Origin of the sequence: Nitratireductor sp. ZSWI3, from assembly GCF_024655565.1 — a bacterium.
Classification (GTDB): Bacteria; Pseudomonadota; Alphaproteobacteria; order Rhizobiales; family Rhizobiaceae; genus Nitratireductor.
This window is the reverse complement of the sequence record NZ_JANKOF010000001.1, coordinates 209133-234896: the sequence shown is the minus strand read 5'-3', so window position 1 is coordinate 234896 and position 25764 is coordinate 209133. Positions and strand designations below refer to the sequence as shown.

23 protein-coding genes are annotated in these 25764 nt (G+C 64.8%); 9 read left to right on the top strand and 14 right to left on the bottom strand.

Annotated elements, in window-relative coordinates:
- Positions 1-31 precede the first annotated feature (31 nt).
- Positions 32-919 carry a PhzF family phenazine biosynthesis protein gene (locus NUU27_RS01120; RefSeq protein ID WP_257760185.1) on the bottom strand — a complete coding sequence of 296 codons (888 nt, stop codon included), beginning with the start codon at positions 917-919 and terminating at the stop codon, positions 32-34.
- Between the two features lie 99 nt (positions 920-1018).
- Here NUU27_RS01120 and NUU27_RS01115 point away from each other — a divergent pair, with 99 nt between their 5' ends.
- The gene (locus tag NUU27_RS01115) at positions 1019-1879 is read left to right on the top strand and encodes a LysR substrate-binding domain-containing protein (protein ID WP_257760219.1); all 861 of its coding nucleotides are present in this window, start codon (positions 1019-1021) and stop codon (positions 1877-1879) included.
- An 87-nt stretch (positions 1880-1966) separates the two neighbouring features.
- On the opposite strand, the gene NUU27_RS01110 is transcribed toward NUU27_RS01115, so the two are convergent.
- The gene (locus NUU27_RS01110; RefSeq protein WP_257760184.1) at positions 1967-2362 is read right to left on the bottom strand and encodes a DUF305 domain-containing protein; all 396 of its coding nucleotides are present in this window, start codon (positions 2360-2362) and stop codon (positions 1967-1969) included.
- A 14-nt stretch (positions 2363-2376) separates the two neighbouring features.
- The gene (locus tag NUU27_RS01105) at positions 2377-2571 is read right to left on the bottom strand and encodes a heavy-metal-associated domain-containing protein (RefSeq protein WP_257760183.1); all 195 of its coding nucleotides are present in this window, start codon (positions 2569-2571) and stop codon (positions 2377-2379) included.
- Between the two features lie 158 nt (positions 2572-2729).
- Here NUU27_RS01105 and NUU27_RS01100 point away from each other — a divergent pair, with 158 nt between their 5' ends.
- Complete coding sequence (locus NUU27_RS01100) at positions 2730-5219, top strand: heavy metal translocating P-type ATPase (RefSeq protein ID WP_257760182.1); 2490 nt, start codon at positions 2730-2732, stop codon at positions 5217-5219.
- 56 nt (positions 5220-5275) lie between these two features.
- On the top strand, positions 5276-5740 hold the full coding sequence (cueR, locus tag NUU27_RS01095) for a Cu(I)-responsive transcriptional regulator (protein WP_257760181.1): 465 nt from the start codon (positions 5276-5278) through the stop codon (positions 5738-5740).
- Between the two features lie 86 nt (positions 5741-5826).
- On the opposite strand, the gene NUU27_RS01090 is transcribed toward cueR, so the two are convergent.
- Positions 5827-6702 (bottom strand): LysR substrate-binding domain-containing protein, encoded by an 876-nt coding sequence (locus tag NUU27_RS01090; protein ID WP_257760180.1) that lies wholly within the window; start codon positions 6700-6702, stop codon positions 5827-5829.
- A gap of 88 nt (positions 6703-6790) precedes the next feature.
- Here NUU27_RS01090 and NUU27_RS01085 point away from each other — a divergent pair, with 88 nt between their 5' ends.
- Genes NUU27_RS01085 through NUU27_RS01065 form a run of 5 tightly spaced genes read left to right on the top strand, consistent with a single transcriptional unit; the run spans position 6791 to position 11982 of the window.
- Positions 6791-7963, top strand: coding sequence for a PLP-dependent aspartate aminotransferase family protein (locus tag NUU27_RS01085; protein ID WP_257760179.1), 1173 nt, complete (start codon positions 6791-6793; stop codon positions 7961-7963).
- Positions 7964-8004: 41 nt separating this feature from the next.
- Positions 8005-9030: an amino acid ABC transporter substrate-binding protein gene (locus NUU27_RS01080; protein WP_374565181.1), complete on the top strand. Its 1026-nt coding sequence runs from the start codon at positions 8005-8007 to the stop codon at positions 9028-9030.
- Positions 9031-9033: 3 nt separating this feature from the next.
- Complete coding sequence (locus NUU27_RS01075) at positions 9034-10176, top strand: amino acid ABC transporter permease (protein ID WP_257760178.1); 1143 nt, start codon at positions 9034-9036, stop codon at positions 10174-10176.
- Between the two features lie 4 nt (positions 10177-10180).
- Positions 10181-11248 carry an amino acid ABC transporter permease gene (locus tag NUU27_RS01070; protein WP_257760177.1) on the top strand — a complete coding sequence of 356 codons (1068 nt, stop codon included), beginning with the start codon at positions 10181-10183 and terminating at the stop codon, positions 11246-11248.
- Complete coding sequence (locus tag NUU27_RS01065) at positions 11245-11982, top strand: amino acid ABC transporter ATP-binding protein (protein WP_257760176.1); 738 nt, start codon at positions 11245-11247, stop codon at positions 11980-11982. The genes NUU27_RS01070 and NUU27_RS01065 overlap by 4 nt, the downstream gene beginning before the upstream one ends.
- A gap of 79 nt (positions 11983-12061) precedes the next feature.
- Here NUU27_RS01065 and NUU27_RS01060 read toward each other — a convergent pair whose 3' ends face one another.
- From NUU27_RS01060 to NUU27_RS01015, 10 genes are all read right to left on the bottom strand, one after another.
- Positions 12062-13633, bottom strand: a complete 1572-nt coding sequence (locus tag NUU27_RS01060) for an ABC transporter substrate-binding protein (RefSeq protein WP_257760175.1) — start codon at positions 13631-13633, stop codon at positions 12062-12064.
- A 42-nt stretch (positions 13634-13675) separates the two neighbouring features.
- On the bottom strand, positions 13676-14764 hold the full coding sequence (locus NUU27_RS01055; RefSeq protein ID WP_257760174.1) for a DUF917 domain-containing protein: 1089 nt from the start codon (positions 14762-14764) through the stop codon (positions 13676-13678).
- The gene (locus NUU27_RS01050; protein WP_257760173.1) at positions 14761-15879 is read right to left on the bottom strand and encodes a DUF917 domain-containing protein; all 1119 of its coding nucleotides are present in this window, start codon (positions 15877-15879) and stop codon (positions 14761-14763) included. Before NUU27_RS01050 ends, NUU27_RS01055 begins: the two co-directional genes overlap by 4 nt.
- Positions 15872-17428, bottom strand: a complete 1557-nt coding sequence (locus NUU27_RS01045) for a hydantoinase/oxoprolinase family protein (protein WP_257760172.1) — start codon at positions 17426-17428, stop codon at positions 15872-15874. Before NUU27_RS01045 ends, NUU27_RS01050 begins: the two co-directional genes overlap by 8 nt.
- Positions 17429-17458: 30 nt before the next feature.
- On the bottom strand, positions 17459-19138 hold the full coding sequence (locus NUU27_RS01040) for an ABC transporter ATP-binding protein (protein ID WP_257760171.1): 1680 nt from the start codon (positions 19136-19138) through the stop codon (positions 17459-17461).
- A 2-nt stretch (positions 19139-19140) separates the two neighbouring features.
- Entirely contained in the window at positions 19141-20016 is an 876-nt protein-coding gene (locus NUU27_RS01035) for an ABC transporter permease (protein WP_257760170.1), read from the bottom strand.
- Positions 20016-21044, bottom strand: a complete 1029-nt coding sequence (locus NUU27_RS01030) for an ABC transporter permease (protein WP_257760169.1) — start codon at positions 21042-21044, stop codon at positions 20016-20018. The genes NUU27_RS01035 and NUU27_RS01030 overlap by 1 nt, the downstream gene beginning before the upstream one ends.
- A 129-nt stretch (positions 21045-21173) precedes the next feature.
- On the bottom strand, positions 21174-23075 hold the full coding sequence (locus NUU27_RS01025; RefSeq protein ID WP_257760168.1) for a LuxR C-terminal-related transcriptional regulator: 1902 nt from the start codon (positions 23073-23075) through the stop codon (positions 21174-21176).
- Positions 23076-23230: 155 nt separating this feature from the next.
- Positions 23231-23869 (bottom strand): bifunctional 2-polyprenyl-6-hydroxyphenol methylase/3-demethylubiquinol 3-O-methyltransferase UbiG, encoded by a 639-nt coding sequence (locus NUU27_RS01020; RefSeq protein WP_257760167.1) that lies wholly within the window; start codon positions 23867-23869, stop codon positions 23231-23233.
- Positions 23870-23954: 85 nt separating this feature from the next.
- Positions 23955-24851: a LysR family transcriptional regulator ArgP gene (locus NUU27_RS01015; RefSeq protein WP_257760166.1), complete on the bottom strand. Its 897-nt coding sequence runs from the start codon at positions 24849-24851 to the stop codon at positions 23955-23957.
- 94 nt (positions 24852-24945) lie between these two features.
- Between NUU27_RS01015 and NUU27_RS01010 the strand changes: the two genes are divergently transcribed.
- The gene (locus tag NUU27_RS01010) at positions 24946-25557 is read left to right on the top strand and encodes a LysE/ArgO family amino acid transporter (protein ID WP_257760165.1); all 612 of its coding nucleotides are present in this window, start codon (positions 24946-24948) and stop codon (positions 25555-25557) included.
- The last annotated feature ends 207 nt before the right edge of the window (positions 25558-25764 follow it).

Sequence of the window (25764 nt, the reverse complement as noted above, 5' to 3'; positions counted from 1 at the left end):
CTGTCGTTTTCGGTGGTTCGTCCGTTGCAGTTCAGATGGAAAGCGTGCCGCGCATGACGACGATGCCGGCGCCGGAAATCTCGGGCTCCGGGGCCAGTTTGACCTGGAGGATGCTGCGCCGCCCCATCCTGGTGCCCTGTTCGACCTCGATGGAGTCCGAGATCAGGCCTTCGCTTGCAAGGTAAGCGCCGAGAGGCCCGGCCGCCGTGCCGGTCGCCGCATCTTCCAATAACCCGACCGTGGGGTTGAAGAACCGCGCATAGGCGCGCTGTGGCACAGGGCCTTCCAGGGCATAGACATAGCAGCCTTCGGCCGCGACCGCGCCGAGGAGCTTGAGGAGGCCCTTGCTGGCAGGCTCAGCACGATCGACCGCCGCAGCATCGCGCAGATGCACCAGCAGGTGCGCCACGCCCGTATCGGCGACGCGCGGAGCCGGCTCGGCGCAGATATCTTCCGGCGCCAGGCCGAGGGCCGCCGCCAGGGGTGGAACCTCGACGAGCGCCGGCCCCAGCTTGAGCCTTGCCTGCTTCATATGGCCAAAGATCCGCCCGTCGACGGGGCGGAGCTCGATCGGCAGAACCTCATTGCCGATCTCCTGGTGGAACAGCCGGGGAGCGTCGATCGGGCCGAGCCTGCCTTCCTGCGCCAGCCAGAGCCAGGCTCCCAGCGCGTTGTGACCGGCACCGCCAACTTCCGCGCCCGCTGCGGTGAACGAGCGGAGCTTGAGATCGGCCCGGCCGCTGCGCATGACGAAGGTCGTTTCGGCCTGGTTGAACTCGCCGGCGATCCGGCGCATCTGCGCCTCGGAAAGTCCATCTGCGTCTTCGACGACGGCCAGAGGATTGCCAGACAGCGCGGCATCGGCGAAGACGTCGATCAGCCCGGCTATCAGGGTTGCAGTGCTCGATTGCGGCGACATGGCGGAACTCCTATCCTTCCGATTTAAGAAGGACTGTGCATCAAGCCATCGCGGCGGCAAAACGCGCATTCCTTGCCCGTATGACAAGGAAAACTAATCATTCGACCCTCTGTTGAATCCCTCCGGATCTTCGAAATGTGCGTGAGCGTCGGCAGCTTTGCCGGCGCGGCCGATCGCCTGGCGCTGACGCCCGCCGCCGTCAGCCTGCGCATCCGCAGCCTCGAAGCCGAACTCGGCCAGCCTTTGTTCACGCGCGCGGGGCGCAGGGTTGTTCCGACCGCTGCCGCTGTAGCGCTGGCGTGCGAGGTTCGCAACGCACTGGACCATCTCAACAATGCCCTCGATGCGTTTCGGGCAGGGACGACGCCGCTCAGGGTAACAGCACCGCCTACATTTGCATCCCGCTGGCTGGCGCCGCGCCTGTCGGGCTACCGAGCAGCGGGCGGGGCCTCCATCGAGCTCGACATTTCCTCGGATGTGCGTGATCCGACGGCCTTCGATGTCGCCATCCGGACGGGACGCGGGGGATGGGATGGGCTTGACGAATACCCTCTCATGCCTGTCGACGTGACGCCGATGGTCGCGCCAAACCTGCTCGGATCACGGACTCTCGCTGCGCCGGAGGATCTGGCAAACTTCGACCTCCTGCCTCATCCCGACTGGGCAAAGTGGTTCGCGCGGGCCGAGCGGTCCATGCCGGGCGGCTTGCGCTTCGCCTCCGTGGACTATTCGATCTTCGAACTCATCGCCAATGCGGCGGTGGGCGGCCTCGGCGTGGCGCTGCTCTCGCCGACGCTCTTTCGGTCCCTTCTGGAGGATCGACTGCTCGTCGCACCGTTGGCCACTGTGCTGAAAGGGCCGGACTGGTATTTCGCCCTGATCCGCGAAGGCGACCAGCGCCCGGCGGCGCGCAGCTTCTGCGATTGGCTGCGCGAGGAGGTTCAGCGGTCGCAGGATTGACGGGTTCGGGGCCGCTTTAAGGTGCAGGCCGAACGCAATCCTGTCAAGGAAAAGGCCCGGCGGTGAGGCGGCTCAAGGCCGCCTCCGTCACTCTCCACGCTCGGCGAGCCATTTCTTCATCATGGCAATCTCGCCTTCCTGGGCTTCGATCACCTCTTCGGCAAGCTTGCGGACCTGCGCGTCCTTGCCGTACTGCAGCACCACCTTCGCCATGTCGATGGCACCCTGATGGTGCGGGATCATGCCGCGCATGAAGTCGATATCGGCGTCGCCGCTGAATTCGATCATCATGTCCTTGTGCATGCGGTCATTGGCTGCCGCGAACGCCTGCGTGGAAGAAGCGTCGGATGCGGCGGCCGGTGTTCCGTGCGTGGAATGATCGGCCGGCATCGTATCGTCTGCCTTCAACTGGCTTTGGGCGATGGCCAGCCCCGCGCTGACGGCGGCCACACCGGCAATGAAGATCGGGGTGAGCTTGTTCATCGTCTTCGCCACGATCAGTTTGCCGCCGCCGGATAGCCGGCCTGCTGCAAAGCCTGCCGAAGCGACGCCGCAGAGGCGGTCGTTTCGACCCTGACCGTGCGCGCCTCGGGATTTGCCTCGACGCTGGCGTCCGGATCGACGGACTGGATGGCCTTTGCGACGGCCCGGGCACAACCGCCGCAGGTCATGTTTTCGATCTTGAGTTCCATGAGAAATCTCCTTGGTTTGATCTCACGGCGCTTAAAGTGGGGCTTCCCACCATGGGAAGGTCAAGGACTTTCGAAAAGAAAAAAATGCCCCTTGACCTTCCCATGGTGGGAAGCCCCATCTTCCGTTCACATTCGAATACCGGAACAGGAACACCCCCATGAATGCCCCAGTTCGAGAAACAGACCTGACGACCTCTATATCCCTGCCCATCGAGGGCATGACCTGCGCCTCCTGCGTGGGCAACGTCGAACGCGCGCTTGCGGCCGTGCCCGGTGTCGAAACCGTATCGGTCAACATCGCCACTGAAAAGGCGAGCATCACGACGCACGCAGCCATCGAGCGCGCGACGCTCGTCAAGGCGGTCGAGAACGCCGGCTATTTCGTACCGGCGGGCGCCGCCGGCGCCGGTTCTGTCGAGCTCGCGGTCGAAGGCATGACATGCGCCTCCTGCGTGGGCAATGTCGAGCGCGCCCTGAAAGCCGTTCCCGGCGTCAGCGAAGCCGTCGTCAACCTTGCGACCGAGCGGGCGACCATCAAGGGATCGGCCGAGGCGGCAATCCTGATCGCGGCGATCGAGGGCGCCGGCTACGAGGCGAAGGCGATCGGCGCCGAGCGCACCGACGAAGATGCCGCGCACGCCGAGAAGAAAGAAGCCGAGCTGCGCGAGCTGACCCGCGATTTCACGCTTGCCGCCGTGCTGACCGCGCCGGTTTTCGTGATGGAAATGGGGGCCCACTTCATCCCCGGCGTGCATGACCTCATCGCGCGCACCATCGGAATGCAATGGAGCTGGTACATCCAGTTTGTGTTGACGACGATCGTTCTTTTCGTCCCCGGCATCCGCTTCTATGAAAAGGGGCTTCCGGCGCTCTGGCGCCGTGCGCCGGACATGAACTCGCTGGTCGCCATCGGCTCGCTCGCGGCCTATTTCTATTCGCTGGTCGCAACCTTCGCGCCGGGTTTCCTGCCGCCCGGCACAATCAACGTCTATTATGAAGCCGCCGCCGTCATCGTGACGCTGATCCTGCTCGGCCGGCTGCTCGAGGCCCGTGCCAAGGGCCGCACATCCGAGGCGATCAAGCGCCTGGCGGGGCTCCAGGTTCGCAGCGCGCGCGTTCGCCGAAACGGCAAGGCGGAGGATCTGCCGCTTGCTGCGGTCATCACCGGCGATATCGTCGAGGTCAGGCCCGGCGAACGCATTCCCGTCGATGGCGAGGTGATCGAGGGCGACAGCTATGTCGACGAATCGATGATTACGGGTGAGCCGATCCCGGTGTCGAAGTCCATCGACAGCAAGGTTGTCGGCGGCACCGTCAACCAGACGGGTGCCTTTGCGTTCCGTGCGACGGCGGTGGGCAGTGACACCGTGCTTTCGCAGATCATTCGCTTGGTCGAGGAAGCGCAGGCCTCCAAGCTGCCGATCCAGGCCCTCGTCGACAAGGTGACCATGCGGTTCGTGCCGGCCGTCTTCGCGGTGGCAGCGCTCACCTTCGCGGCGTGGCTTTATTTTGCGCCTTCGCCCGCGCTGACCTTCGCGCTGGTCAACGCCGTGGCGGTGCTGGTCATCGCCTGCCCCTGTGCCATGGGTCTGGCGACGCCGACCTCGATCATGGTGGGCACCGGCCGCGGTGCGGAGCTCGGCGTGCTGTTCCGCAAGGGCGAGGCACTGCAACTGCTGAAAGACGCCCAGGTCGTCGCGCTCGACAAGACCGGCACGCTGACCGAAGGCAAGCCGACACTGACGGATCTGGAGCTCAGCCCCGGTTTCGTCCGGACGGAGGTCCTCAGCCTCGTCGCCGCCGTCGAGACCAGGTCCGAGCACCCGATCGCCCGTGCGATCGTGGACGCCGCGGAAGGAGAAGGCCTCGTTCTGCCGCTCGTGTCGGCGTTCGAATCGCTTACCGGCTTCGGGGTGAAGGCGGTGGCCGACGGCAAGCGCGTCGAGATCGGCGCCGATCGCTACATGAGCGAACTCGGCCATGACGTCGCGGCTTTCGGCGCGGCTGCCGAACGCCTGGCGAACGAGGGCAAGTCGCCGCTTTATGCGGCGATCGACGGCGCGCTTGCGGCGATCATCGCCGTCGCCGATCCGATCAAGGACACGACGCCCGCCGCGATCAAGGCCCTGCACGATCTCGGCCTGAAGGTCGCGATGATCACCGGCGACAACGCCCGCACCGCCAGGGCGGTCGCGGCGCGGCTGGGCATCGACGAGGTCGTGGCCGAAGTGTTGCCGGGCGGCAAGGTCGATGCCGTCCGCGCGCTCAAGAGCCGGTATGGCAAGCTCGCCTTCGTCGGCGACGGCATCAACGATGCCCCGCCGCTCGCCGAGGCGGATGTGGGCCTTGCCATCGGCACCGGCACGGACGTCGCCATCGAGGCAGCGGATGTGGTGCTGATGTCGGGCAGCCTTCTGGGCGTGCCGAACGCGATCGCCCTGTCCAAGGCGACGATCACGAATATCCGTCAGAACCTGTTCTGGGCCTTCGCCTACAACACGGCCCTGATCCCGGTCGCCGCGGGGGCGCTCTATCCGGCTTTCGGCATCCTGTTCACGCCGGTCATCGCGGCGGGCGCCATGGCCCTGTCGAGTGTCTTCGTGCTCGGCAATGCGCTGAGGCTCCGCCGGTTCAAGGCCGCCCATTGATCAACCATCGTGGCCGGTCCCTCGTGGGACCGGCTGCCCCGCATGAGGAAGAACCAATGAACATCGGACAAGCGGCGAAGGCATCGGGCGTCTCGGCGAAGATGATCCGCTACTATGAGGAGATCGGGCTCATTCCGGCGGCCGACCGCACGGCTTCGGGGTATCGCGACTATTCGGAAGACAATGTTCACGTGCTGCGCTTCATCCGCGCAGCGCGCGACGTCGGCTTCCAGGTTGCCGACATCCAGAAGCTTCTGGACCTTTGGACAAACCGCGAGCGGCAAAGCACCGACGTCAAGCGGATCGCTCTTGATCACATCGCCGAGCTTCGACTGAAGATCCAGGAATTGGAGCAGATGGCCGCAGCGCTTGAGGATCTGGCGATGAAATGCGCAGGGGATGCGCGTCCCGGCTGCCCCATCCTGGAAGGCCTGGAGACCCACGATGCCGATGTGCGCATTGCCGGCACAAGGCAGAATTCGAAGTTTTTGCCGCATCACGGGGGCAAGCGCAAAGTCTGAGCGATGGTTGCGCTCCAGCCGGACCGGCGGGCGACCGCGCAAGCAGGGAAGCCGCCGGCATGGAGATGCGGGAACCGCCAAACACGTCAGCGCTGCGACAAGAGGGCCTTGCAGAACTCCAGCACCAGACGCGACTTCTGGGTGTTTGCGGGATAGAGCAGCAGCGAGCGGAACATCACCTTGGGTGCAAAAGGGCGAAATGTCAGGCCGCGGCTGCGGAAATCGGCTATCACCATGGGATTGACCAGCCCCACCGCATTCCCCTCCTCGGCGAGCGCACAGATCGTCGCGGAGTTCGGCGTTTCCAGAACATAGTCGGGCACTATCCCCTCGGCGCCGAGCAGCGCGTCCAACCTTTGACGGGCGCGGTCCTCCGCGACGAGGCCCAGCAGCGGAACCCCCTTCAGATGAGCCGGCTCGAGCACTTCATGCCGGGCCAGAGGGTGATCGCCGGGCATCGCGATCACACCGGCATAGCTTCCAAAAACCTGCGTATCGACGCCTGCGCGGTCGATCTCGTCCGCCGCCAGGCCGATATCGTACTGCCCGTCGACGACGCCGTTGCGGATGTCGGCCGACGACTTCACATGAAACGTCAGGCGAATGGCGGGATGCTTGATGCGGAAAGCACGGATCGCGGCCGGCACCAGGCTCACACTGCCCGCCGCGAAACAGCCTATTCTGAGATTGCCTTCGCCATAGTCCCGGATCGCGGCCGCGGATGCACGCAACCGATCCAATCCCCTGAAGCTTTCATCGACCTCGCGAAAGAACAGATGCGCCTCCGGCGTTGCCACCAGCCGCCCGCGAACCCGATCGAACAGCGCAAAGCGCACCGCATGTTCGAGCTCGGCGATCAGGCGCGAGACGGCAGGCTGCGTGATCCCCATTATCTCGGCCGCCCGAACGGTCGACCCGGAGATCATGAGCGCGTGGAAGGCTTCGATCTGGCGATACTTCACATCAGTTTTTCACATAGAGCCATGCCGTCACATCAGTATACGTACTAGATGCGTTCTGCAAATGTCTCCAGGCCAACCGGAGACATTCATGCGCGACTCTACCCTGACCGTTCATCACCCCGCCGTCGCCGAAGACGAATTCGCGTCCCTTTGCGTCGCAACGCATCGGGCCTCGACAATCGTGTTCGAAAATGCCGAAGCCTATGCCACGCGGGGCGACAGGGATTTGGACAGCTATTCCTACGGAATGCACGGGACCCCGACCCAGCGGGTTCTGGAGGCGCAGATCACCGCGTTGGAGGGCGGATGCAAGACCGTCATTCTGCCTTCCGGCCAGGCGGCGGTGGCCGTTGTCTTCCTGAGCGTCCTGAAACCCGGCGATCACGTGCTGATCGCCGAAACCGCCTATCCGCCCGTCAACGGGCTTTGCCGGGATTTCCTGTCCACGCTCGGCATTTCCTGGTCCACATATCCACCGGGGTCGGGCCCTGAAATCGAAAGGTTCGCGACGGCGAGCACACGCCTGATCTGGATGGAGAGCCCGGGGTCGACCACGATGGAGATCGAGGACGTCCCGGCGATCGTGGCCTATGCCCGCCGGCGGGGCATCCTGACCGGCATCGACAACACCTGGGCGACCCCCCTGCTCTTCAAGCCTCTTGCGCATGGCGTGGATTTCTCCATGCAGGCCCTGACGAAATACCCCGGCGGCCATTCCGACATACTGATGGGCTCAGTCAGCGTGAGCGATCCGGCCCTGCGCAAGGGGTTGCGGGACATCATGCGGATGCTCGGCTTTCACACCGCGCCGGATGCCATCTCGCTGGCTTTGCGCGGGCTTGAAACCATGGCGCTGCGCATCGCTCATTGCGGGCGGGTCGCGGGTGAAATCGCCACCGAGATCGCCGCCCGCTATCCGGTCGAAGTCCTGTCGCCGATCCTTCCGGACAATCCCGGACACGAGATCTGGAAACGGGATTTCGCCGGAGCGAGCGGCCTGTTTTCCGTGGTTCTTCCCGAAGCGTGGGAGGAGCGTCTCGCCATCGCCCTCGACGGGCTGGAGATCTTCGCCATCGGCGCCTCCTGGGGCGGGACGCGCAGCCTGATCGCCCCGATGGCCATTTCCGGCCATCGCACCACGCCGGATCCGCGCAACGAACGCATCATCCTGCGCCTCAGCATCGGCATCGAGGACCCCGAGGACCTGCGCACCGACCTGCGCCGCTTCTTCGAGCGCCTGGCGCGGGATGAAACCAGCTGACCAAAAGCAAGAACGCAAAGAGAAACCGACAGGAGGAACACATGATGGATCACCTCAAGCTCACCGCCCTGCTGGCGCCGATGGCAAGTCTGCTCCTTGCCACGGCGGCACAAGCCGCCACCACCCTTGAAACCGTCAAGGAACGGGGCCGACTGATCTGCGGCGCGAGCCAGGGCACGCCGGGCTTCGGCGCCCCCGATGGAGACGGCTACTGGCGTGGACTGGACGTGGAGACCTGCCGCGCCGTGGCGGTCGCCGTTCTCGGAGACAAGGACGCGGTCGATTTCGTGCCCTTGTCGGGACAGCAGCGAATCCCCGCGCTGCAGACGGGCGAGATCGACGTGTTGCCGCGGACGCTGACATGGACGCTTCAGCGCGATGCGAACGGCATCAATTTCACCCAGCCGAACTATTTCGAGTACACCGGCTTCATGATGCCGAAGTCGCTCGGCATCGCGAAGGTCGAGGACATGGCCGGTGCCTCGGTCTGCGTCCAGACGGGGTCGACCACCGAGGTCGTGGTGAACGACGTGTCGACGAAACATCAGCTCGACCTGCAGCCCGTGGTCTTCGACAACACGTCGGCCGCGCGCCAGGCGTTCTTCTCGGGGCGCTGCGATGCGCTGATCACCGATGCCGGAGCGCTGGCTTCCGTGCGCGCGAGCATGGCGAAAAATCCCGACGACTACATCATCTTCCCCGCAACACCTTATGTGGACGCTCTGACGCCTGCCGTCCGGCAGGGCGACGATCAGTGGCTGGACATCGTCCGCTGGTCGATCCAGGCGCTGATCGCCGCCGAGAATTTCGGCATCACGCAGGCCAATGCGGAGGAGATGCTGCAAAGCGAGGATCCGCGCATCGCCCGTTTCCTGGGCACGGATCCCGGCAACGGCACGGCGTTGGGACTGAAGGACGACTTCGCCTACCAGATCATCAAGGCGCTCGGAAACTACGGCGAAATGTTCGATCGCAATGTCGGCGAGCACAGTCCCCTGAAGCTCGAGCGCGGCTACAACGCGCTGTACAAGGACGGCGGGCTGATGTTCCCGCTGGCGTTCCAGTAACCCATGCTGCGCACGCTCTGGTATTCGAGCAGGCTCCGCGGCTGGACGGCTCAGATCGCCCTTCTGGGCGGTCTGGCCTGCCTGCTGTGGTGGATCGGCGGCAACACGATCGACAATCTGGCCGAACGCGGCATCCGCACCGGTTTCGGATTCCTCACCCGCCCGGCCCGGTTTCCGATCTCCGAGACGGTCGTCGCCTACACACCGTCGGACAGCTTTCTGTGGGCCTATGTCGTCGGGGTTGCCAACACGATCTGGCTGTCGGTGATCACGATCGGGCTGGCGACAGCGGGAGGCCTCGCGCTGGCCCTGGCGAGGCTCTCGGCCCATCCGATGCTGTCACGCCTTGCCGCCGCCTACGTCACCGTGTTCCGCAACATTCCCCTGATCGTGCAGCTTCTGTTCTGCTACGGCGTGGCCACTTCGGTCTTCCCTGCGCCAAGGCTCGCACTGAACCCGCTGCCCGGCGTTTTCCTGTCGTTGCGCGGCGTCTATGCGCCCGCGCTGACGCTCGGCCAGGGTGCAGGATGGGTTTTCGCACTTTCCGCTCTGCTGGCAGCGGCCTTCGCCCTCACCGCGCGGCGCTGGCCAGCCAACGTGCCGACGGCATGGCGTGTGACCGGCGCGTCCGGCCTCTGGGTTCTGGCAAGCATCGTGGTCTGGTGGCTCGCGGGGCGCCCTATCGGTTTGGAAAGCCCCGTCCTGACGGGCTTGAACTTCCGCGGCGGGTCCTATCTGTCGCCCGAATTCACGGCCATCATCATCGGACTTTCGCTCTATACGGCTGCCTTTGCTGGGGAGATCATCCGCGGCGGCATCGAAGCCGTCGGCAAGGGCCAGTGGGAGGGCGGACGGGCGCTGGGCCTGACGGAGCGCCAGATCATGTTCAAGGTGATCCTGCCGCAGGCTTTGCGGATCATCGTTCCGCCGATGACGTCGCAATATCTGTCAACGGTGAAGAACACGACGCTGGCGGTGGCCGTCGGCTATCCGGAGCTGGGATTGATCGTCAACACGGTCATCAACCAGACCGGCCAGGCCCTTGAAAGCATCATGATCATGCTGGGCGTGTTTCTGACGATCTCGCTGTCGGTCTCGCTGCTGATGAACTGGTTCAACGCCAGGATCGCGCTGGTGGAGCGCTGAAGCCATGACACGTTCGAAGTCAATCACAAGCGCAGCATTCCCTCTTCGCCTGGTGGCACGCCTGTGGGGCGACCGCATGTCGGCCGTGCTCACGCTGGTGTCGATCGCCATCCTGGTCGCCCTCGTTCCCGTGTTCGAATGGGCAATCCTCGACGCCCACTGGGCCGTTGCCGCGCCCGCCGACTGCCGGGGCGGGGGCGCATGCTGGGCCTTCATCGCCGCAAAACTGCGGCTGATCCTGTTCGGCCTTTATCCGCCGGAAGCGCAATGGCGCGCCATCCTCGTGATCGCGCTCATCCTTGCGCTGGTGCTGCTCACCCTGTCGCCCCGGCTGTGGGGCGGACGACTGATGCTCGTCTGGAGCGCCGGCATCGCGGTCATGCTGGTGCTGATGGGGGGCGGGATTTTCGGTCTCAGCCCTGTGCCGACGTCGAAATGGGGCGGCTTGCCGGTCACGCTGCTCCTTGCGGTTCTGTCCCTCGGTCTGGCCTTTCCCTTTGCCGTGATCCTGGCGCTCGGACGCCGCGGATCGCTGCCGGTCGTGCGCGGCCTCTCGATCTTCCTCATCGAGATCGTGCGCGGCCTGCCTCTGGTCGGGCTCCTGTTCGTGGCGGCGATCCTGCTGCCGCTGTTCCTGCCTGCCGACTGGACGATCGACAAGCTGGGGCGCACGCTCGCCGCACTGACGGTCTTTGCAGCAGCCTATCTCGCCGAGGTCATTCGCGGCGGGCTCCAGGGGCTGCCCCCGGGGCAGGTGGAAGCCGCGCAGGCCCTCGGCATTCCCTACTGGAAGGCGGTCTGGCACATCGTGTTGCCGCAGGCCATCCAGAAGGTGATCCCACCGCTCACGAACACGGCAATCGTGATGGTGAAGAACACATCGCTCGTCCTCATCGTGGGCGTCTTCGACATGCTCAGCGCCGCTCGCAGCGCGGCGACCGACCCGGCCTGGCCGGCACCCTCGATCGAAGCCTACCTTTTTGTGGCGGGCATTTATTTCATAATCTGCTTCGGGATCGCGCGGTATTCCCGCCATCTTGAAACAGGCATCAAATCAAGAAGCCAGTCATGACACAAGCGATCGAAGTCACTGAACTCAACAAGTACTACGGTTCCTATCACGCATTGCGGGATGTTGATTTTGCGGTTGCCGAGCGGGAACGTGTGGTCATTTGCGGACCATCCGGATCGGGAAAATCGACGCTTATCCGATGCCTCAACAGATTGGAGCGCCACGATTCCGGAGCCATCCGGATCCGCGGGATCGAACTCGGGGATGATCTGCGCAATATCGAGGAGGTGCGGCGCGAGGCGGGGATGGTGTTTCAGCATTTCAACCTGTTCCCGCATCTTTCCGTGCTCGAGAACTGCGCGTTGCCGCAGATCCTGTCGCGCAGGACACCCCGCAAGGAAGCGGAAGCGCGTGCGCGCGACTATCTCGACCGGGTGAGGATCCTCGACCAGGCAGCCAAATTCCCCGGTCAGCTTTCGGGCGGGCAGCAGCAGCGTGCCGCGATCGCCCGGGCCCTGTGCATGGAGCCAAAGATCATGCTTTTCGACGAGCCGACATCGGCGCTCGATCCCGAAATGATCAGCGAGGTTCTGGAGACGATGGTGACGCTCGCAGAAGGGGGCATGACCATGGTCGTCGTGACGCATGAAATGGGCTTTGCGCGCCGGGTGGCCGATCGGGTCGTCTACATGGAGGCCGGACAGATCGTCGAGACTGCTCCGCCGGATCGCTTCTTCGACGCCCCCCAGGACGAGCGGAGCCGCCGCTTCCTGTCGAAGCTCGTCGCCGTATGAAGCAAGGGGCCGCGACTTGCATCGCGGCCCCTTGCTTTCACCGGAGCGATGACGGTTGCAGCTACCGGCCTTCGTTCGCTCACCCCTCGCAGGCCCACCACATCCGCGAGAAGTCGTAGTCCCAGCTCTGCATGGGCACTTCGGCATAGCCCTGCAGGCACGAATGGGCAGCCATGCGCTTGAGCTGCGTCAGCAAGGGGATCTCCGCCATCGTCTCGTGCATGTGCGCCTGGATGTCCTTGTAGATCGCGTTGCGCGCGGCCTCGTCCACCGTCTGGCGCGACTCGTCGATCATGGCGTCGATCTTCGGATCCTTGACCCAGGACATGGACGACCAGGTTCCGGCCGCACGTGAGTGATACTGCACGAAGAACACCGAATCCGGCGACGGATAGGTCGGCCCGTAGAACACCTGCGAGGTGTGCGGCGTCGTCTCTACCTTGGTGGCAAGCTCGGTGATGCGGTTCCAGGGCTCCGGCTGCAGGTCGACTTCGAAGCCGATGGTCTCCAGCGTCGACTTGAACAGCAGGCCGATCTCTTCCTCGAACGGCGTGTTGGCGACATAGGCATGGCTGAGCTTGATCGGCTGCCCGCCGGCATATTTCGACTTGGCGACCTCCTCGGCGGCCTTTTCCAGGCTGAATTCCGGCGACGGAAGACCATCCAGATGGGCTTCGGCAAAGAGCGGCGACAAGACGCTCTTCATCTCGCCGCCGGGATAGATGACTTCGCGGATCGTGGCATAGTCCAGCGCATATGCAATCGCCCGGCGTATGTGGATGTCGTCCGTCGGCGCGACCTGGTTGTTCACCTTGAGATAGAAGCCGGTGGCGGTGCTGGCCTCGATCAGCTTGTAATTGTCCAGCGCCTCGATGGCACCGTAGGTCTCGCTGCTCTGATACTGCGACGACATGCCGAGTTCGCCGCGTTGCGCCAGCGCGCGCACGGTTGCCTCGTCTCGCGTGACGACAAAGCGCAGCTCATCGATCGGGCGATCGTTGGGCCAGCCGGCGTGATAGCCCTCGTAGCGTTGCAGGATCATCTCCGCGCCGCGCGTCCAGCCGCTGAGATTGTAGGGCCCTGCGCCGGCGCTGTTCTCGGCGAGGTAGTCCTCGCCCCATTCGCCGTCCTGCTCCGAAACGACGTCGGAATTGACGACCAGGATCAACGGCGTGACGGAAATGAACGGCGCGTAGACCCGGTCGATTAGGATCTCAACGGTGTGGTCGTCGATCGCCTTGACGTTGTCCGGCTGGACGAGGTCGGAAAAAAGATAGGCCGGCCCCTCGTTCAGCGCCAGCAGGCGCTGCATCGTGTAGACGACATCCTTGGCTTCGACCGGGCTGCCGTCCTGGAAGGTGGCGCCCTGCTTGAGTTTGAAAGTGTAGGTCCGGTTGTCGTCGGAAATCTCCCAGCTTTCGGCGAGTTGCGGGATCACCTCGCCCTCGCTGCTGACGGTGGTTAGGCCGTCATAGAGGTTCACGGCGGCCATATATTCGGTGTAGTCGGTCACCTTGGCCGGGTCGACGGTGCCGAAGATCTGGACGACGTTGACGACAAGCGAAAGCTTGTCCTGCGCGACTGCCGGGGCAGTCAGCGCGGTGGCCGCGGCAAGCGTTGCCGCGGCAAGCGCATGTTTGATCGATCTCATGTCAGGTTCCTCTTCTGTGGTTCCAACCGGTTTTCGTCCTTCTCAACGGGACAATTCTCTCAGGGGCACGTAGTCCTGCTCGTAGCCGAAGTAGCGGGGGCCAACGAGTTCGAGGCCTTCGGGCGTCGCCCATTGCGGGTCGCAAGAAAGCCCGATGATGGTGACGGCCAGGCCGTAGCGGAGCTGCTCGGTGGTCACCGGCAGGCCGCCATCGGCGTCGAGCGCGCAGATCAGATCCGGCGTCACCGCCAGGAGATCGTCCTTGTCGTCGCGGCAGATCAGGAACTCGTTCTGGAACTCGACCGTGAAGTTGCGTCCCTCGTCCTCGTCCATGCCCTTGAACTCGGCCCTGCCCCGCGCGAAACCACCGACCGTGCGGCGGTCGATGTCGACCACCCGGCCGGTGAAGAGGCGCTTGCCGTCGAGCCGCCTGACCAGCGCATCCGCAGGATTGCGGTTGGCCCTGCGCTCCGACGCCATCGTCTCGCCGATCTCCTTGATCAGCGACATGGAGCCATGCAGGATGCCGCGCTTCACCTGTGCACCGCTCATGGGATAGAGCGCAACGAGCGCCGCCCCGCCCATCTCGACGGTCTGGCAGCGGGCCAGCCGCTCGGTCCACCGGTTCGAGATCGCGTTGATGACCGAGCTGTTGCCCTTGTCGTCGGCCAGCACCATCGGGGTGGCCGAGATGCCATGGATCGTCAGCGTCACCATCTGCAGTTCGGGAAAGGCCCGGCCCATTCCGTCACCGTCGACGAGAGGCAGACCGGTGGCTGCCGCGACGGCGTAGGGGATCGTCGAGTTCAGGCCGCCGGCCTCGATGCAGAGCAGAGCATCGGCCTTGCGGCCGAGGAAGGTCTCGAGCTGGCTGAGCGCCTCGCGGGCCTCCTCCCCGTTCGGCAGCTTCTCGACCATGACGGTCGGCGCGCCCATCATGCAGACGGGTATGCACAGCGCATCGTCGGCGAGATCGTCGGCCGAGATGACCTTCACCGGCCCGTGCCGGGCGATGACCTGCTTGGCCATCAGCTTGCCGATATAGGGGTCGCCGCCGCCACCCGTGCCGAGAAAGGCGCCGCCGAGCGCGATCGCCTCCATGTCGTCGGCCGTCACCGAAAACGAGGTCATGCCGCGCCTCCCTCACCATCCGTGCTCATGGGCTTGAAGACCAGGTCGTCGAACCCGAAGCCCTTGGGGCCGACGACCTCGAGGGCCTCGGGACTGCGCAGCAGCGGGTGGCACGGGATCGCCAGCACCGCCACGCGCTGGCCGTAGCGCAGCATCTCCGTCGAGATCGCCTCGCCGCTGTCGGCGTCGAGGATCACGATCAGGTCGGGCACGATCACCTCCACCGCGCCGTTGCGGGAAAAGATCAGGAACTCGTTCTGGATGTGGACCGAGGCCTCGTCTCCGTCATAGCTGTCGAAGCCCTTGATGATCGCCTCGCCGCGCACGAAGCCGCCGGCCAGATGCCGCTTCAGGTCGGTGATCTTGCCCCGGAAGACGACCCTGCCGTCCTCGCTTCGGCAGATCGCCTCGACCGGGTCGCGATGCGCGCGCCGCGCTTCCAGCACCGCGTTTCCGAGCGCGATCGCCTTGGAATAGGAATTCGGGATGGCGAAGCGCTTGATGAACTCGCCGGACATGGGCGCGCTGGCCAAGGTCGACGCACCGCCCTGCGCGACGACGCAGGCACGCGCCATGCGCTCGTGCCAAAGCTCCGAAATCGCATGGTCGAAGATCACGACATTGCCGTGCGGATCGCACATGACGCTCGGTGTCGAGCGATGGCCATAGATGGCGTAGCTCGTCATCTGCATCTCCGGGAAGGCCCGCCCCATGCCGTCGCAGTCGACGACCGGCAGACCGGCCATGGCGGCGGCGATCAGCGGCTCCATCGAATTCTGTCCGCCGATCTCCTCGCAGGCGATCGCGTCCACCTTGATGCCGAGCCGCTCTTCCAGCGCGCGCACGCAGCGCAGACCCTCGCGCCCTTCCTTGATGCGCTCATGCGAGACCAGCGGCGCGCCGATGCCGCCCATGGCGACGACGCGGGCATCGTCGGGAAGACTGTCGAGCGGAACGATCTCCATCACGTGGCCCTCGCGCAGCGCCTGGCGCACACGCAGCTTGCCGATGTAGGGGTTGCCGCCGCCGCCGGTGCCGAGGATGCCGGAGCCGATTTCCAGCGCCTCGACCATCGGCTCGTCGAGACGCCACCTGCCTTCCGCACGATCAAGCATCGTGACCACCCATTTCTCCGACGACCTTGACGTGAATGCGTGTGGCATTGCCCGGCAGATAGGCCAGCGGCACGTCCTCGCGCTCGATGGTTTCGATGGTCGCGGCATCCGCGCCGGAGCGGATCGCCTTTTCGCGCGCCTCGTCTTCCGCCTGCTTCAGGCAGATCTCGCGCGTCAGCCCCTTCTCCAGCGAGAAGATGCGGTCGACCTCGCCGCTGATCTGCGCGATGGCCGCGCCGACCGCGTTGGCGACGGCGAAATTGTCCGGGCGGATCACCTCGAGATCGCCGATCCGGTCGGGCATGAGGATCGAGCCGCCGCCGACGGCGATGACCGGGATCGGATCCGGAGACAGCCGCGTGCGCTCGATGGCCCGCTCCAGCATGCGGGTTATCTCTTCGCGGGCGGCATCCAGCAGCGCCGGGTCGAGATCGGCCACCTTCGATGCGTCGCCCACCGATGCCTCGCCGCGCGCCACCGCGATGTCGGTGGTCGTCAGCGTGTCGCCGCCGAAGACGCGCGCCTCCTTCGTGATCCGGTATCCGACCGATTGCGGACCGACCGTTACCGCATCGCCCTTCTGGCGCACCAGCGATCCGCCGCCCAGTCCGATCGAGAACACGTCCGGCATGCGGAAATTGGTGCGCACGCCGCCGATGTCGACCACCGTCGCCGCCTGGCGCGGGAAGCCGTGCTGCAGCGAGCCGATGTCGGTCGTGGTGCCGCCGATGTCGACGACGATGCCGTCGCGCACGCCGGTGAGAAAGGCAGCGCCGCGCATCGAGTTGGTGGGGCCGGATGCGAAGGTCAGGACCGGGAAGCGCTTGACGATCTCGGCACCCATCAGGGTGCCGTCGTTCTGCGTGATGAAGAACGGGCAATCGAGGCCCGCCGACTTCAGCGCATGGGCGAACGCGTCGACGGTGCGGGCGCTGAGCTTGAGCAGGCTCGCATTCATCACCGCCGCGCTTTCGCGCTCGAGCAGGCCGATGCGGCCGATCTCGCTCGACAGCACCACCGGAACGTCCGGGCACTTCTTGTGGAGCCGCGCCCGCGCTTCTTCCTCCATCCTGGCGTTGATGGGGCCGAACACGGAGGTGATGGCGACAGCGCCGATGCGCTTGGCGGCGATGTCGTCGGCGATGCGGTCGATCTCGTCGAGATCGAGCGCTGCGAGCTCGCGCCCGTCGAACTCATAGCCGCCGCGCACCAGATAGCCATGGCCGCCGACCGCCTCGCGCAGATCGTCGGGCCAATCGACCATCGGCGGCAGGCAGGCGGTCGCCGGCAGGCCGAGGCGGATCACCGCCACCGGATTGACATGGCGACGCTCGATCACCGCATTGGTGAAATGCGTGGTGCCGATCATCACGTTGGTTATCTTCGCCCGGTCGACACCGGCCTTGGAGATTGCCGCTTCCATCGCCTCGATCACACCGGAAGTGACATCCTCGGTGGTCGAGGCCTTGACGCCCGACAGCACGTTGCGGCCCTGCATGATCACCGCGTCGGTGTTCGTGCCGCCGACATCGATCCCTAGACGATACATCGTTCTTGTCCTGCCTTTCTGATCGGATTCTCAGGCCGCCGTGTCGACGAGGTAGCGCCTGCGCTCCTCGTCGCTCACGCGGGGTTTGCGTGTTTCTTCCTCGTCGCTGATCACCGGGACGGCGGCAATCAGGGCGCGGGTATAGGGGTGCCGCGGGTTGTCGAAGACCTCGCGCGGCGCGCCGGCCTCGACGATTTCTCCACGCAGCATGATCGCGATGCGGCTGCAGAAATTGCGCATCAGGGAAAGGTCGTGCGAGATGAAGAGATAGGTGAGGCCCAGCTCCTCGCGCAGCCGCGTCAGGAGCGCGATGACGTTCTTCTGCACCGACACGTCCAGCGCCGAGGTCGGCTCGTCGAGGACGATGATTTCCGGATCGGCGGCAAGCGCACGCGCGATGGCGACGCGCTGCTTCTGGCCGCCCGACAGTTCATGCGGATACTTGCCGACATAATTGGCCGGCAGGTCCACCTGGCGCAGCAGTTCCACTATACGCTCTTCCAGCGCCGCGCCGCGCATGCCGGCAAAGGCGAGCGGCACGCTGAGGGCCTGCCCGACCGTGCGCTTGGGATTCAGCGAGGTGCCCGGATTCTGGTAGACGATCTGGATCTTACGCCGGAAGGCGTCGCTGCCGCGCTCGTCCTCGACGGATTTGCCGTCGACCGTGACCGAGCCCTCCGTCGCACCGATGAGACCCATGATCATGCGTGCGACGGTGGTCTTTCCCGAGCCGGATTCACCGGCCAGCCCGAACACTTCGCCCCGGCGCACCGACAGGGAGACGTCATTGACGGCGACGTGCCGCGTGCCCTGCCCGATCCAGGGCTTCTGCTCGAACATCTTGGTGACGCCGCGCATCTCGACGATGGGATCGGCCTCGGCCGGCTTTTGGTCCTCCACCTTCGCACCGTAGAGCGGCGGGATGGCCTCGATCAGCTGGCGCGTATAGGCCTGTCGCGGGCTGGAGAATATCGTCGAAAGCGCGCCATGCTCGACGATCTCGCCATGCCGCATGACATAGACGTCGTCGGCCATCTGCCGCACGACGCCGAGATTGTGGGTGATCATCAGGAGCGACAGGCCGTTTTCAGCGACCAGCCTGTTGATCAGCTTCATGATCTCGTCCTGCGTGGTCACATCCAGCGCGGTGCCCGGCTCGTCGGCGATCAGCAGGTCCGGCTGGTGCAACAGCGACAACGCGATCAGCACACGCTGGCGCATGCCGCCCGAAAGCTGCGAGGGATAGGCGTCCACGATGCGCCGCGGGTCGTCGAGCTGCACCCTGCGCAGCACCTCGAAGATGCGATCGCGGCGGTGCCCGGCGCTGCTTCTGCGTCCCAGGCGCCGGTCGGCATAGTACATCACGTCATCGAGGTGCCGGCCGATCCTGAACACCGGATTGAAGGACGACAGCGGGTCCTGCATGATGACGGAGAAGGCCGTGCCCTTCAGCGCGTCTCGGCGTGGGCGTGGCATGTCGAGCACGTTCTCGCCGCGAAACAGGATTTCCCCGCCCTCCACGTCCGCATTGCGTGGCAGCGTCCCCAGGATCGCCTTGCTGGTCACGGATTTGCCCGATCCGGTCTCGCCGATCAGCGCGACGCGCCCACCCTCGGGGATCGACAGCGCCACATCCTTGAGCAGGTGATGACGGCGCCCATAGGTGCGGAAGGCGACGTTGAGGCCGGTGACGTCGAGAAGGTTTGCCATTGTCAGACCTCCACGTCGAACATGTCGCGCAGGCCGTCGCCCAGCAGGTTGAAGCCGAGGGTCGCGTAGAAGATCGCAAAGCCCGGCGCGAGCACGCCCCACCACATTTCCGGCAGGAACTGACGCCCGTCGGCGACCATGGAGCCGAGATCGGGTGTCGGCGGCTTGACGCCGAGCCCGAGGAAGGAGAGCGTCGCGCCGAACAGGATGACGAAGGCGGCATCAAGCGTCGTCTTCACCGAAATGACGGAGATGCAGTTCGGCAGGATCTCGCGCGTCAGCACGTGCCAATGGCTGGCGCCGGCAAGCCGCGCGGCCTCCACGAAATCCTCCGCCGCGATCGATTTCGACACCCGGTAGACGAGCCGCGCATGCCACGTCCACCACAGCAGCGTGATGGCGATCATCGCGTTGACGAGGTTCGGCTCCAGCACGTTGCCGACGGCAAGCGCCATGACCAGCGGGGGAATCGCCAGCATGACGTTGGTGAGACCGGTGATGATGCGCTCGGTCCAGCCGCCGAAGTATCCGGCGGCCAGGCCGAGCGCCGCGCCCAGCGGAACCGCAACGGCCAGCACGCCGACGACGAGCAGCAGCGAGACCCGGAAACCGTAGATGACGCGCGTCAGGATATCGCGGCCGACCTTGTCGGTGCCCAGCCAGTAGGCGAGATCCGGCGCTACGTGACGGGCCCGGAAATTGACGGCCGCGCCTGCATGTTCGGGATAAGGCACGATCAGCGGCGCCAGCACGGCCACCAGCACCACGGAGGTCACCATCAACGCGCCGATGATGGCGGTCGGATTTCGCGTGAAGCGATACCACGCCATGTAGCGCGGCGTCAGCGCCTCCAGTTCGCGGGTCGCATTGGCGGCCATCAGCGCGCCTCCTTCAGCCGCAGGCGCGGGTCGAGCATGAGCAGGATGATGTCGATGATGATGTTGGCGACGATGAAGAACAGGCCCGACAAAAGCACCACGCCCATCACCGCGTTCAGGTCCTTCTGCAGGATCGCGTTCAGCCCGTAGGAGGCAAAGCCGCCCCAGGAAAACACCAGCTCGACGACAAAGGCGTTGCCGATGAGAGACGCGAACTCCAGCCCCATGATCGTGAGCGGCGCGATGGAGGACAGCTTGAGGAGATAGCGGAAGACGATCACCCGGTCCGGCACGCCGAACGACTGCAGCGTCAGCACGTGGTCGCGACGCTGGTTCTCGATCATCGCCGAGCGCGTGATGCGCGTGATCTGGCCGATGCCGGACATGGCCAGCGCGATGGCGGGAAAGAGAAGCCTCTGGAAGGCGTCGGCGAAGACGTCGAAGCGGCCATGCAAGAGCGAATCGACCAGCAGCAGCCCCGTCGGGCCGGCCGGCGCGGCAAGCGTGTGGTCGATGCGGCCGATGATGGGCCAGTCGGACAGGAAGTAGGCCGCGAAGAGTTGGAGCAGGATCGCGAACAGAAAGCTCGGCATCGTCACGCCGACGATCGAGAAAAAGCGGCCCGTATTGTCGATCCAGCTGTTGCGATAGCGCGCGGTGACGACGCCGAGCGGAACGGCGATGAGGACCATCAGGATGACGGTCGCCAGCACCAGCTCGAGCGTGGCCGGCAGCAGTGCGGCGATCTCTCTCGTGACGGGACGGCCGGAAATCAGGGAGCGACCGAGATCGCCCCTGAGGGCGTTGGCGACATAGCTGACATATTGCTCGGTCAGCGGCCGGTCCAGGCCCATCTGCATCCGCATCGCATCGACCTGCTCCTGCGAGGCGCTGGGACCGAGCGCGATGCGCGCCGGATCGCCCGGAACGACGCGGGCCAGGATGAAGATCATCAGCGACAGGACGAACAGCACGCCGACGAAGCCGGCGATGCGTTTTGCGAACGTGTAGAGATAGTTCTCCTGCATCCGATGGCGATCCCCGAGATGTCGCGCTGTCGCCGCGCGATCTTTGCTCGGTTCATCTTGCGGCGGCCCGGCCGTCGGCTTCAACGCTCGAAAGGTCTAGGTTTTGGCAAATCTGGTATAGGTTCTTGTTCAGATCCAGCCGAGCGAACGCGCCCCCGAGATCGCCTCCGCGCGCTTCCGGCACCCCATCTTGCGGTAGATGTTGGTGAGGTGGAACTTCACCGTGACTTCCGAAAGCCGCAGCTGGCGCGCCACGAACTTGTTGGTCCCGCCTTCGGCGACCAGGCGCAGCACGCGCAGTTCCTGGGCGGTCAGCGGCATCCCGTCGCGCTCCCGCTTCGGCGAGAACCCGTGAAGCTTGCGCACCGCCGCTCGCCTGTCGGCGCTGGACAGCACATGCGTTGCGATGCGCTTGTCATCGAGCAAGGCGTCCATAAGCCCGATGTCGCCGAGCAGATGCGTGGTCGTGCCCATGCGCACGACGTCGTCCAGCAGTTCCGAGAAGAGGTGGCGCGCCCGGGTGACGTCGCGGTGCAGGCGCGCCAGATAGGCCGCCCACAAACGCAGCCTGCCCCGGTCCCGCCCGCCGATATGCTCGTTGCGCAGCAGCGCATCGATCTGATCGCGCAGCAGGGGCCGCCGCGGCAGATGCTGGATGAGATGGCGCAGCCACGCCATGGCAAGCTCTATTTCGATGGGATCGACCAGGCGTGAAAGGGCATCCTCTGCGGATTCCACCCATGTCAGGTTGATGCGCGATTGAACCGCCATCAGCCTGTCGGCGGCGGCCTGCCAGCGATTGGCGCTTTGCAGGAGATCGACTTCCCGCATGGTGATGGCGAGGTTGAAGCGCCGAGACCGCCACTCCTGCACACGCCATTTGTCGAGGAAGCTGATCGCCGCGCCGAGCCCGACCTGCCGGCTGACCACCTGCGAGCAGTAGACGAGCGCGAGTTCGACCACCGTCGGCCAGATTTCGCCATAGGCGAACTTGTCGAACTCCTTTGCGATGAAACGCACGAGATATTCCGGCTCGCCCTTCTCATAGGCGACCACGCCGTCGAGCAGATCGAGCAGGCGCCGGTCCGCCGGCGCATCGAAGCGAACCCGATCGAGCGCCTGGCGCGCCTGCGCAACCCAGCGCTCGGCCTCGCCCAGCATGCCGCGCTGCAGCGAAAAAACCACTCGGTGCAGTTCGATGTAGAAGAGCAGCAGATGCGCCTGCGCCTCCTGGTAATGATGGTGCGCACGCTTTGCGACCTCCTCGGCCTCGTTCAGTTCCTGCCGCTGCAGGCAGACGGAGAGCATGGCGTTGTAGAAGCTGCCGCGATGCAGATGATCGTCGACGGGCAATTCGGCGAGCATGTCGAACAGCAATGTTCGCAGGTCGTTGGAGACCGCCTGATCCTCGTAGATCGCCATGAGGAAGCGGAATTGGCGCACGGCCAGCGAATAGTCTTCCCGGTTCCGGATCACCGCTTCCAGGCTGTGCATCTCGTCGCCGAACCGTCGCACCATCAGGAAGCGCGCACGCGTCACGTTGCCCGCTTTCAGCGCGTGCATGGCAAGAGCGAGCGTCAGCGTCTCCTGCGCGTCCACCACCTTCTTCGGGAAGCGGTTCAGCACGTCCAGGCAGGCGTCGTTCCCATGAAAATGGATGAAATAGACGCCGCCATTCTCCTCGAACAGCGACAGCGCTTCTCGATGATCTTCCCGCTCCTGCGCCGCGATGATCCGGGCAACCGGATCGAGCTCGAAGGCCTGCGGCGACCGGTCGAGAAAGATCGCCTTGAGGGCATCCGCAAGATCGGCGGTCTCGACGACGAGGGTGCGTTCCTCACTGCGATAGCTGACCACGTGCGGAAGTCTTGCCGCCAGCCGCTGCGCCGCACCACGCTGATGGCTCGCAACGGTCACGGTGGGCGGATCGCCGTCCCCGTCCTGAACGGACAGCCAATGCAGAAGCTTTCGCTCATCCTGCGGAAGCAGGCCGATCAGGTCGGAAACGAGATTCGAGAGCGGTTGGCGCATCGCAAGCGGTATAGCCCCGTTGTAGCGGGTGCACAAAGATTGTCGTAGATGCTCCGTGCCACCGTATTCTCCGTTCCGGTAGAGCGGCCTATGCGAGACTTCCACGGGACCTGTCCGGTCCCCGGAGCAGAGATCACGAAGGCTGCGGGATATGCTCAGGCCTTGCGCGCCACGATGAAGGGACGCGCCTCGTTGCCCGTGCTTGCGTGGCTTTCCGTGGCAAGGATGTCGAAGCCTGCGGCAGATATGTGCCGGCTCAGCTCCTCCGCGCGGAAGACCCCGGCGTAGGGTGCTTTACCGATCATCCGCATTCCCGGCAGCAAGGCAAACCGGATGAACGGATTCATGTCGCCGACGCACGGCGTCTTGGAGATGAACAGGCCATCGGCCGCAAGCAGGGCATGGATGCTTCGCAGCGTGCCGGGCAGGTCGCGAACCAGATGGAGATAGTTGAATCCCAGAACCGCATCGAACCGTGTCGCCTCGCTCGCAAGCATTTCCGCGGTCGCAACCTTGAAGACGAGGTTCGCGACGGGAGCGGCGGCGTGTTTTTCGTCGGCGATCGCGATCATCCGGACGGAAAAATCCGTCGCGAGATAGGTTTTCACATGGTCCGCGAGCAGCAAAGCGGACGTGCCTGTTCCACAGCCCAGTTCCAACACCCGGTCGCCCCGCCCCAGCAAGGCGCGGGTGCGGTCCAGCGTGCGCTCGTATCCGGCCTGATCCGCGACCGCGCCCATCGCGTACTTCCGTGAAGCCCGGTCCCAGAAACGGGCGTCGCTCGTCATGCTCATGCTCGGATACCTGCTCTTTTGTGCTCTCAAAGTGTTCGGTCATTCTCCCGAAATGCGGGAGCGAAGCAATGCCCTCCTGTCCCGTTCAGCCGAGCTTGAGGCCGGCGACGGCGAGGACACTCTGCGTCAGACTGGTCAGTTGATCGGCCGCCGATCGATTGATCTGCCAGAACAGCGGACGCTCCAGCGTCGCTCCGGGAACGATCTCGACGAGCCGTCCCGACTGCAGGTGATCGCCGGCGAGTTGGACGGGATTGAGGGCCCATCCCATTCCCGCGAGGCTTGCCTCGAGAAAGCTCTGCGTCGAAGGGAGCCAGTGCGTGGGAAAGATCATCTCGCGACCGAAGACCCGCCTCGCCCATATGGCCTGAAGACGGTCCTTCTGGTTGAAGGTGAGAGCCGGCGCCTTCTCGAAAGCCTCGGCCGTAACGCCGTTGGGGAAATAGCGCGCGACGAAATCCGGGCTCGCCGTCGCGTGGTAGCGAAGCGCGCCAAGCGGGGTCACGCGGCAGCCCTGGATGGGGCTTTCCGTCGAGGTCACGGCGGCAACGACCCGGCCGCGGCGAAGCCAATCGGCCGTGTGGTCCTCGTCATCGATGGCAATGTCCACCAGGTAGTCGGTTTGCCTGGTGAAAGCGGCAAGGGCATCGAGAAACCAGGTCCCGAGGCTGTCGGCGTTGGTGGCCACGTTCAGCGTCACCCGTGCCGCCGGGGAGCCGGGATCGGCCAGCCCCGGAAGATGCTCCATCAGCTCCTTCTCGAGCATGCCGACACGCTCCATGTGCCGGCAGAGCCAAAGGCCCTTCTCCGTCGCCGAGCACGGCGTGCCGCGCTCGACCAGCACCGCGCCCAACCGCTCCTCGAGATGCTTGACGCGCTGCGAGACGGCGGACGGGGTCACGTTCAGCGCGGCGGCGGCCTTTTCGAAGCTGCCGGTCCGGACGATCGCGGCGACGGCGCGTGCGGCGGCGTAGTCAATCATTAGGATTCCTTAATCAAGCTTAGTATCTTTAATTTGTCTAACCGATCAAACCCGCATAACTCAAGGGTCCGTTTTATGGATTAGGCCCCTTCACATGGACATGATGGTGTTCTTCACGGGCCTGACGATGGGCCTGAGCCTCATCGTCGCCATCGGCGCGCAGAACGCATTCGTGCTGCGGCAGGGCCTGCGTGGCGAACACGTCCTGGCGGTCTGCCTGGCCTGCGCCGTTTCGGATGCCATCCTCATCACGGTCGGGGTGACCAGCTTCCAGACGATCACCAAATGGTTGCCCTGGCTCGAGCCCGTCATGCGCTTCGGCGGAGCCACCTTCCTTTTCTGGTATGGCGCCAAGAGCCTGCTGTCGGCGCTGCGCTCGAACGCGGCGCTGGCCGCCGACACCTCGCGGGAGATGACCGACCTGTTCCGCACGCTGGTGGCCTGTCTCGCCATCACCTGGCTGAACCCGCATGTCTATCTCGACACGGTCGTTCTCCTGGGAACCATTTCGACCCAGTTCGCCGGCAATCGGGCGTCCTTCGCCGTGGGCGCCATTCTGGGGTCCTTCGCGTTCTTCTTCGCGCTCGGCTACGGCGCCGCCCGGCTTCGCCCCCTGTTTGAACGGCCGCTGGCGTGGCGTGTTCTGGAGACGCTCATCGCCTGTGTGATGTGGGCGATCGCGCTCAGACTGCTCACCGGCACCTAACGGAAAGCGCGATGCACAGATTCAAGGGCTTGCCGCGTCCTTTGTGCATCCACGGATCCGATCATCGGTTTTCAGGCTGCATTGCAGGGACGCAGCCCGCTTGATGCCGATCAAGGCAAAACAACCCCAGGCATGTTCGGCTTGCGAAACCAGAACGGAAACCGCGGCCTCCCGCCGAGCGCCGCATCGCTTCGGACAGGACCGGAA

What these genes read in the sequence shown, in the direction of transcription:
- NUU27_RS01010 (WP_257760165.1), top strand. Translation starts at nt 24,946, where the DNA reads ATGGACATGATGGTGTTCTTCACGGGCCTGACGATGGGCCTGAGCCTC.
- NUU27_RS01080 (WP_374565181.1), top strand. Translation starts at nt 8,005, where the DNA reads ATGATGGATCACCTCAAGCTCACCGCCCTGCTGGCGCCGATGGCAAGT.
- NUU27_RS01070 (WP_257760177.1), top strand. Translation starts at nt 10,181, where the DNA reads ATGACACGTTCGAAGTCAATCACAAGCGCAGCATTCCCTCTTCGCCTG.
- NUU27_RS01060 (WP_257760175.1), bottom strand. Translation starts at nt 13,633, where the DNA reads ATGAGATCGATCAAACATGCGCTTGCCGCGGCAACGCTTGCCGCGGCC.
- NUU27_RS01055 (WP_257760174.1), bottom strand. Translation starts at nt 14,764, where the DNA reads ATGACCTCGTTTTCGGTGACGGCCGACGACATGGAGGCGATCGCGCTC.
- NUU27_RS01050 (WP_257760173.1), bottom strand. Translation starts at nt 15,879, where the DNA reads ATGCTTGATCGTGCGGAAGGCAGGTGGCGTCTCGACGAGCCGATGGTC.
- NUU27_RS01110 (WP_257760184.1), bottom strand. Translation starts at nt 2,362, where the DNA reads ATGAACAAGCTCACCCCGATCTTCATTGCCGGTGTGGCCGCCGTCAGC.
- NUU27_RS01020 (WP_257760167.1), bottom strand. Translation starts at nt 23,869, where the DNA reads ATGAGCATGACGAGCGACGCCCGTTTCTGGGACCGGGCTTCACGGAAG.
- NUU27_RS01015 (WP_257760166.1), bottom strand. Translation starts at nt 24,851, where the DNA reads ATGATTGACTACGCCGCCGCACGCGCCGTCGCCGCGATCGTCCGGACC.
- NUU27_RS01075 (WP_257760178.1), top strand. Translation starts at nt 9,034, where the DNA reads ATGCTGCGCACGCTCTGGTATTCGAGCAGGCTCCGCGGCTGGACGGCT.
- NUU27_RS01120 (WP_257760185.1), bottom strand. Translation starts at nt 919, where the DNA reads ATGTCGCCGCAATCGAGCACTGCAACCCTGATAGCCGGGCTGATCGAC.
- NUU27_RS01030 (WP_257760169.1), bottom strand. Translation starts at nt 21,044, where the DNA reads ATGCAGGAGAACTATCTCTACACGTTCGCAAAACGCATCGCCGGCTTC.
- NUU27_RS01085 (WP_257760179.1), top strand. Translation starts at nt 6,791, where the DNA reads ATGCGCGACTCTACCCTGACCGTTCATCACCCCGCCGTCGCCGAAGAC.
- NUU27_RS01100 (WP_257760182.1), top strand. Translation starts at nt 2,730, where the DNA reads ATGAATGCCCCAGTTCGAGAAACAGACCTGACGACCTCTATATCCCTG.
- NUU27_RS01035 (WP_257760170.1), bottom strand. Translation starts at nt 20,016, where the DNA reads ATGGCCGCCAATGCGACCCGCGAACTGGAGGCGCTGACGCCGCGCTAC.
- NUU27_RS01065 (WP_257760176.1), top strand. Translation starts at nt 11,245, where the DNA reads ATGACACAAGCGATCGAAGTCACTGAACTCAACAAGTACTACGGTTCC.
- NUU27_RS01045 (WP_257760172.1), bottom strand. Translation starts at nt 17,428, where the DNA reads ATGTATCGTCTAGGGATCGATGTCGGCGGCACGAACACCGACGCGGTG.
- cueR (WP_257760181.1), top strand. Translation starts at nt 5,276, where the DNA reads ATGAACATCGGACAAGCGGCGAAGGCATCGGGCGTCTCGGCGAAGATG.
- NUU27_RS01025 (WP_257760168.1), bottom strand. Translation starts at nt 23,075, where the DNA reads ATGCGCCAACCGCTCTCGAATCTCGTTTCCGACCTGATCGGCCTGCTT.
- NUU27_RS01105 (WP_257760183.1), bottom strand. Translation starts at nt 2,571, where the DNA reads ATGGAACTCAAGATCGAAAACATGACCTGCGGCGGTTGTGCCCGGGCC.
- NUU27_RS01040 (WP_257760171.1), bottom strand. Translation starts at nt 19,138, where the DNA reads ATGGCAAACCTTCTCGACGTCACCGGCCTCAACGTCGCCTTCCGCACC.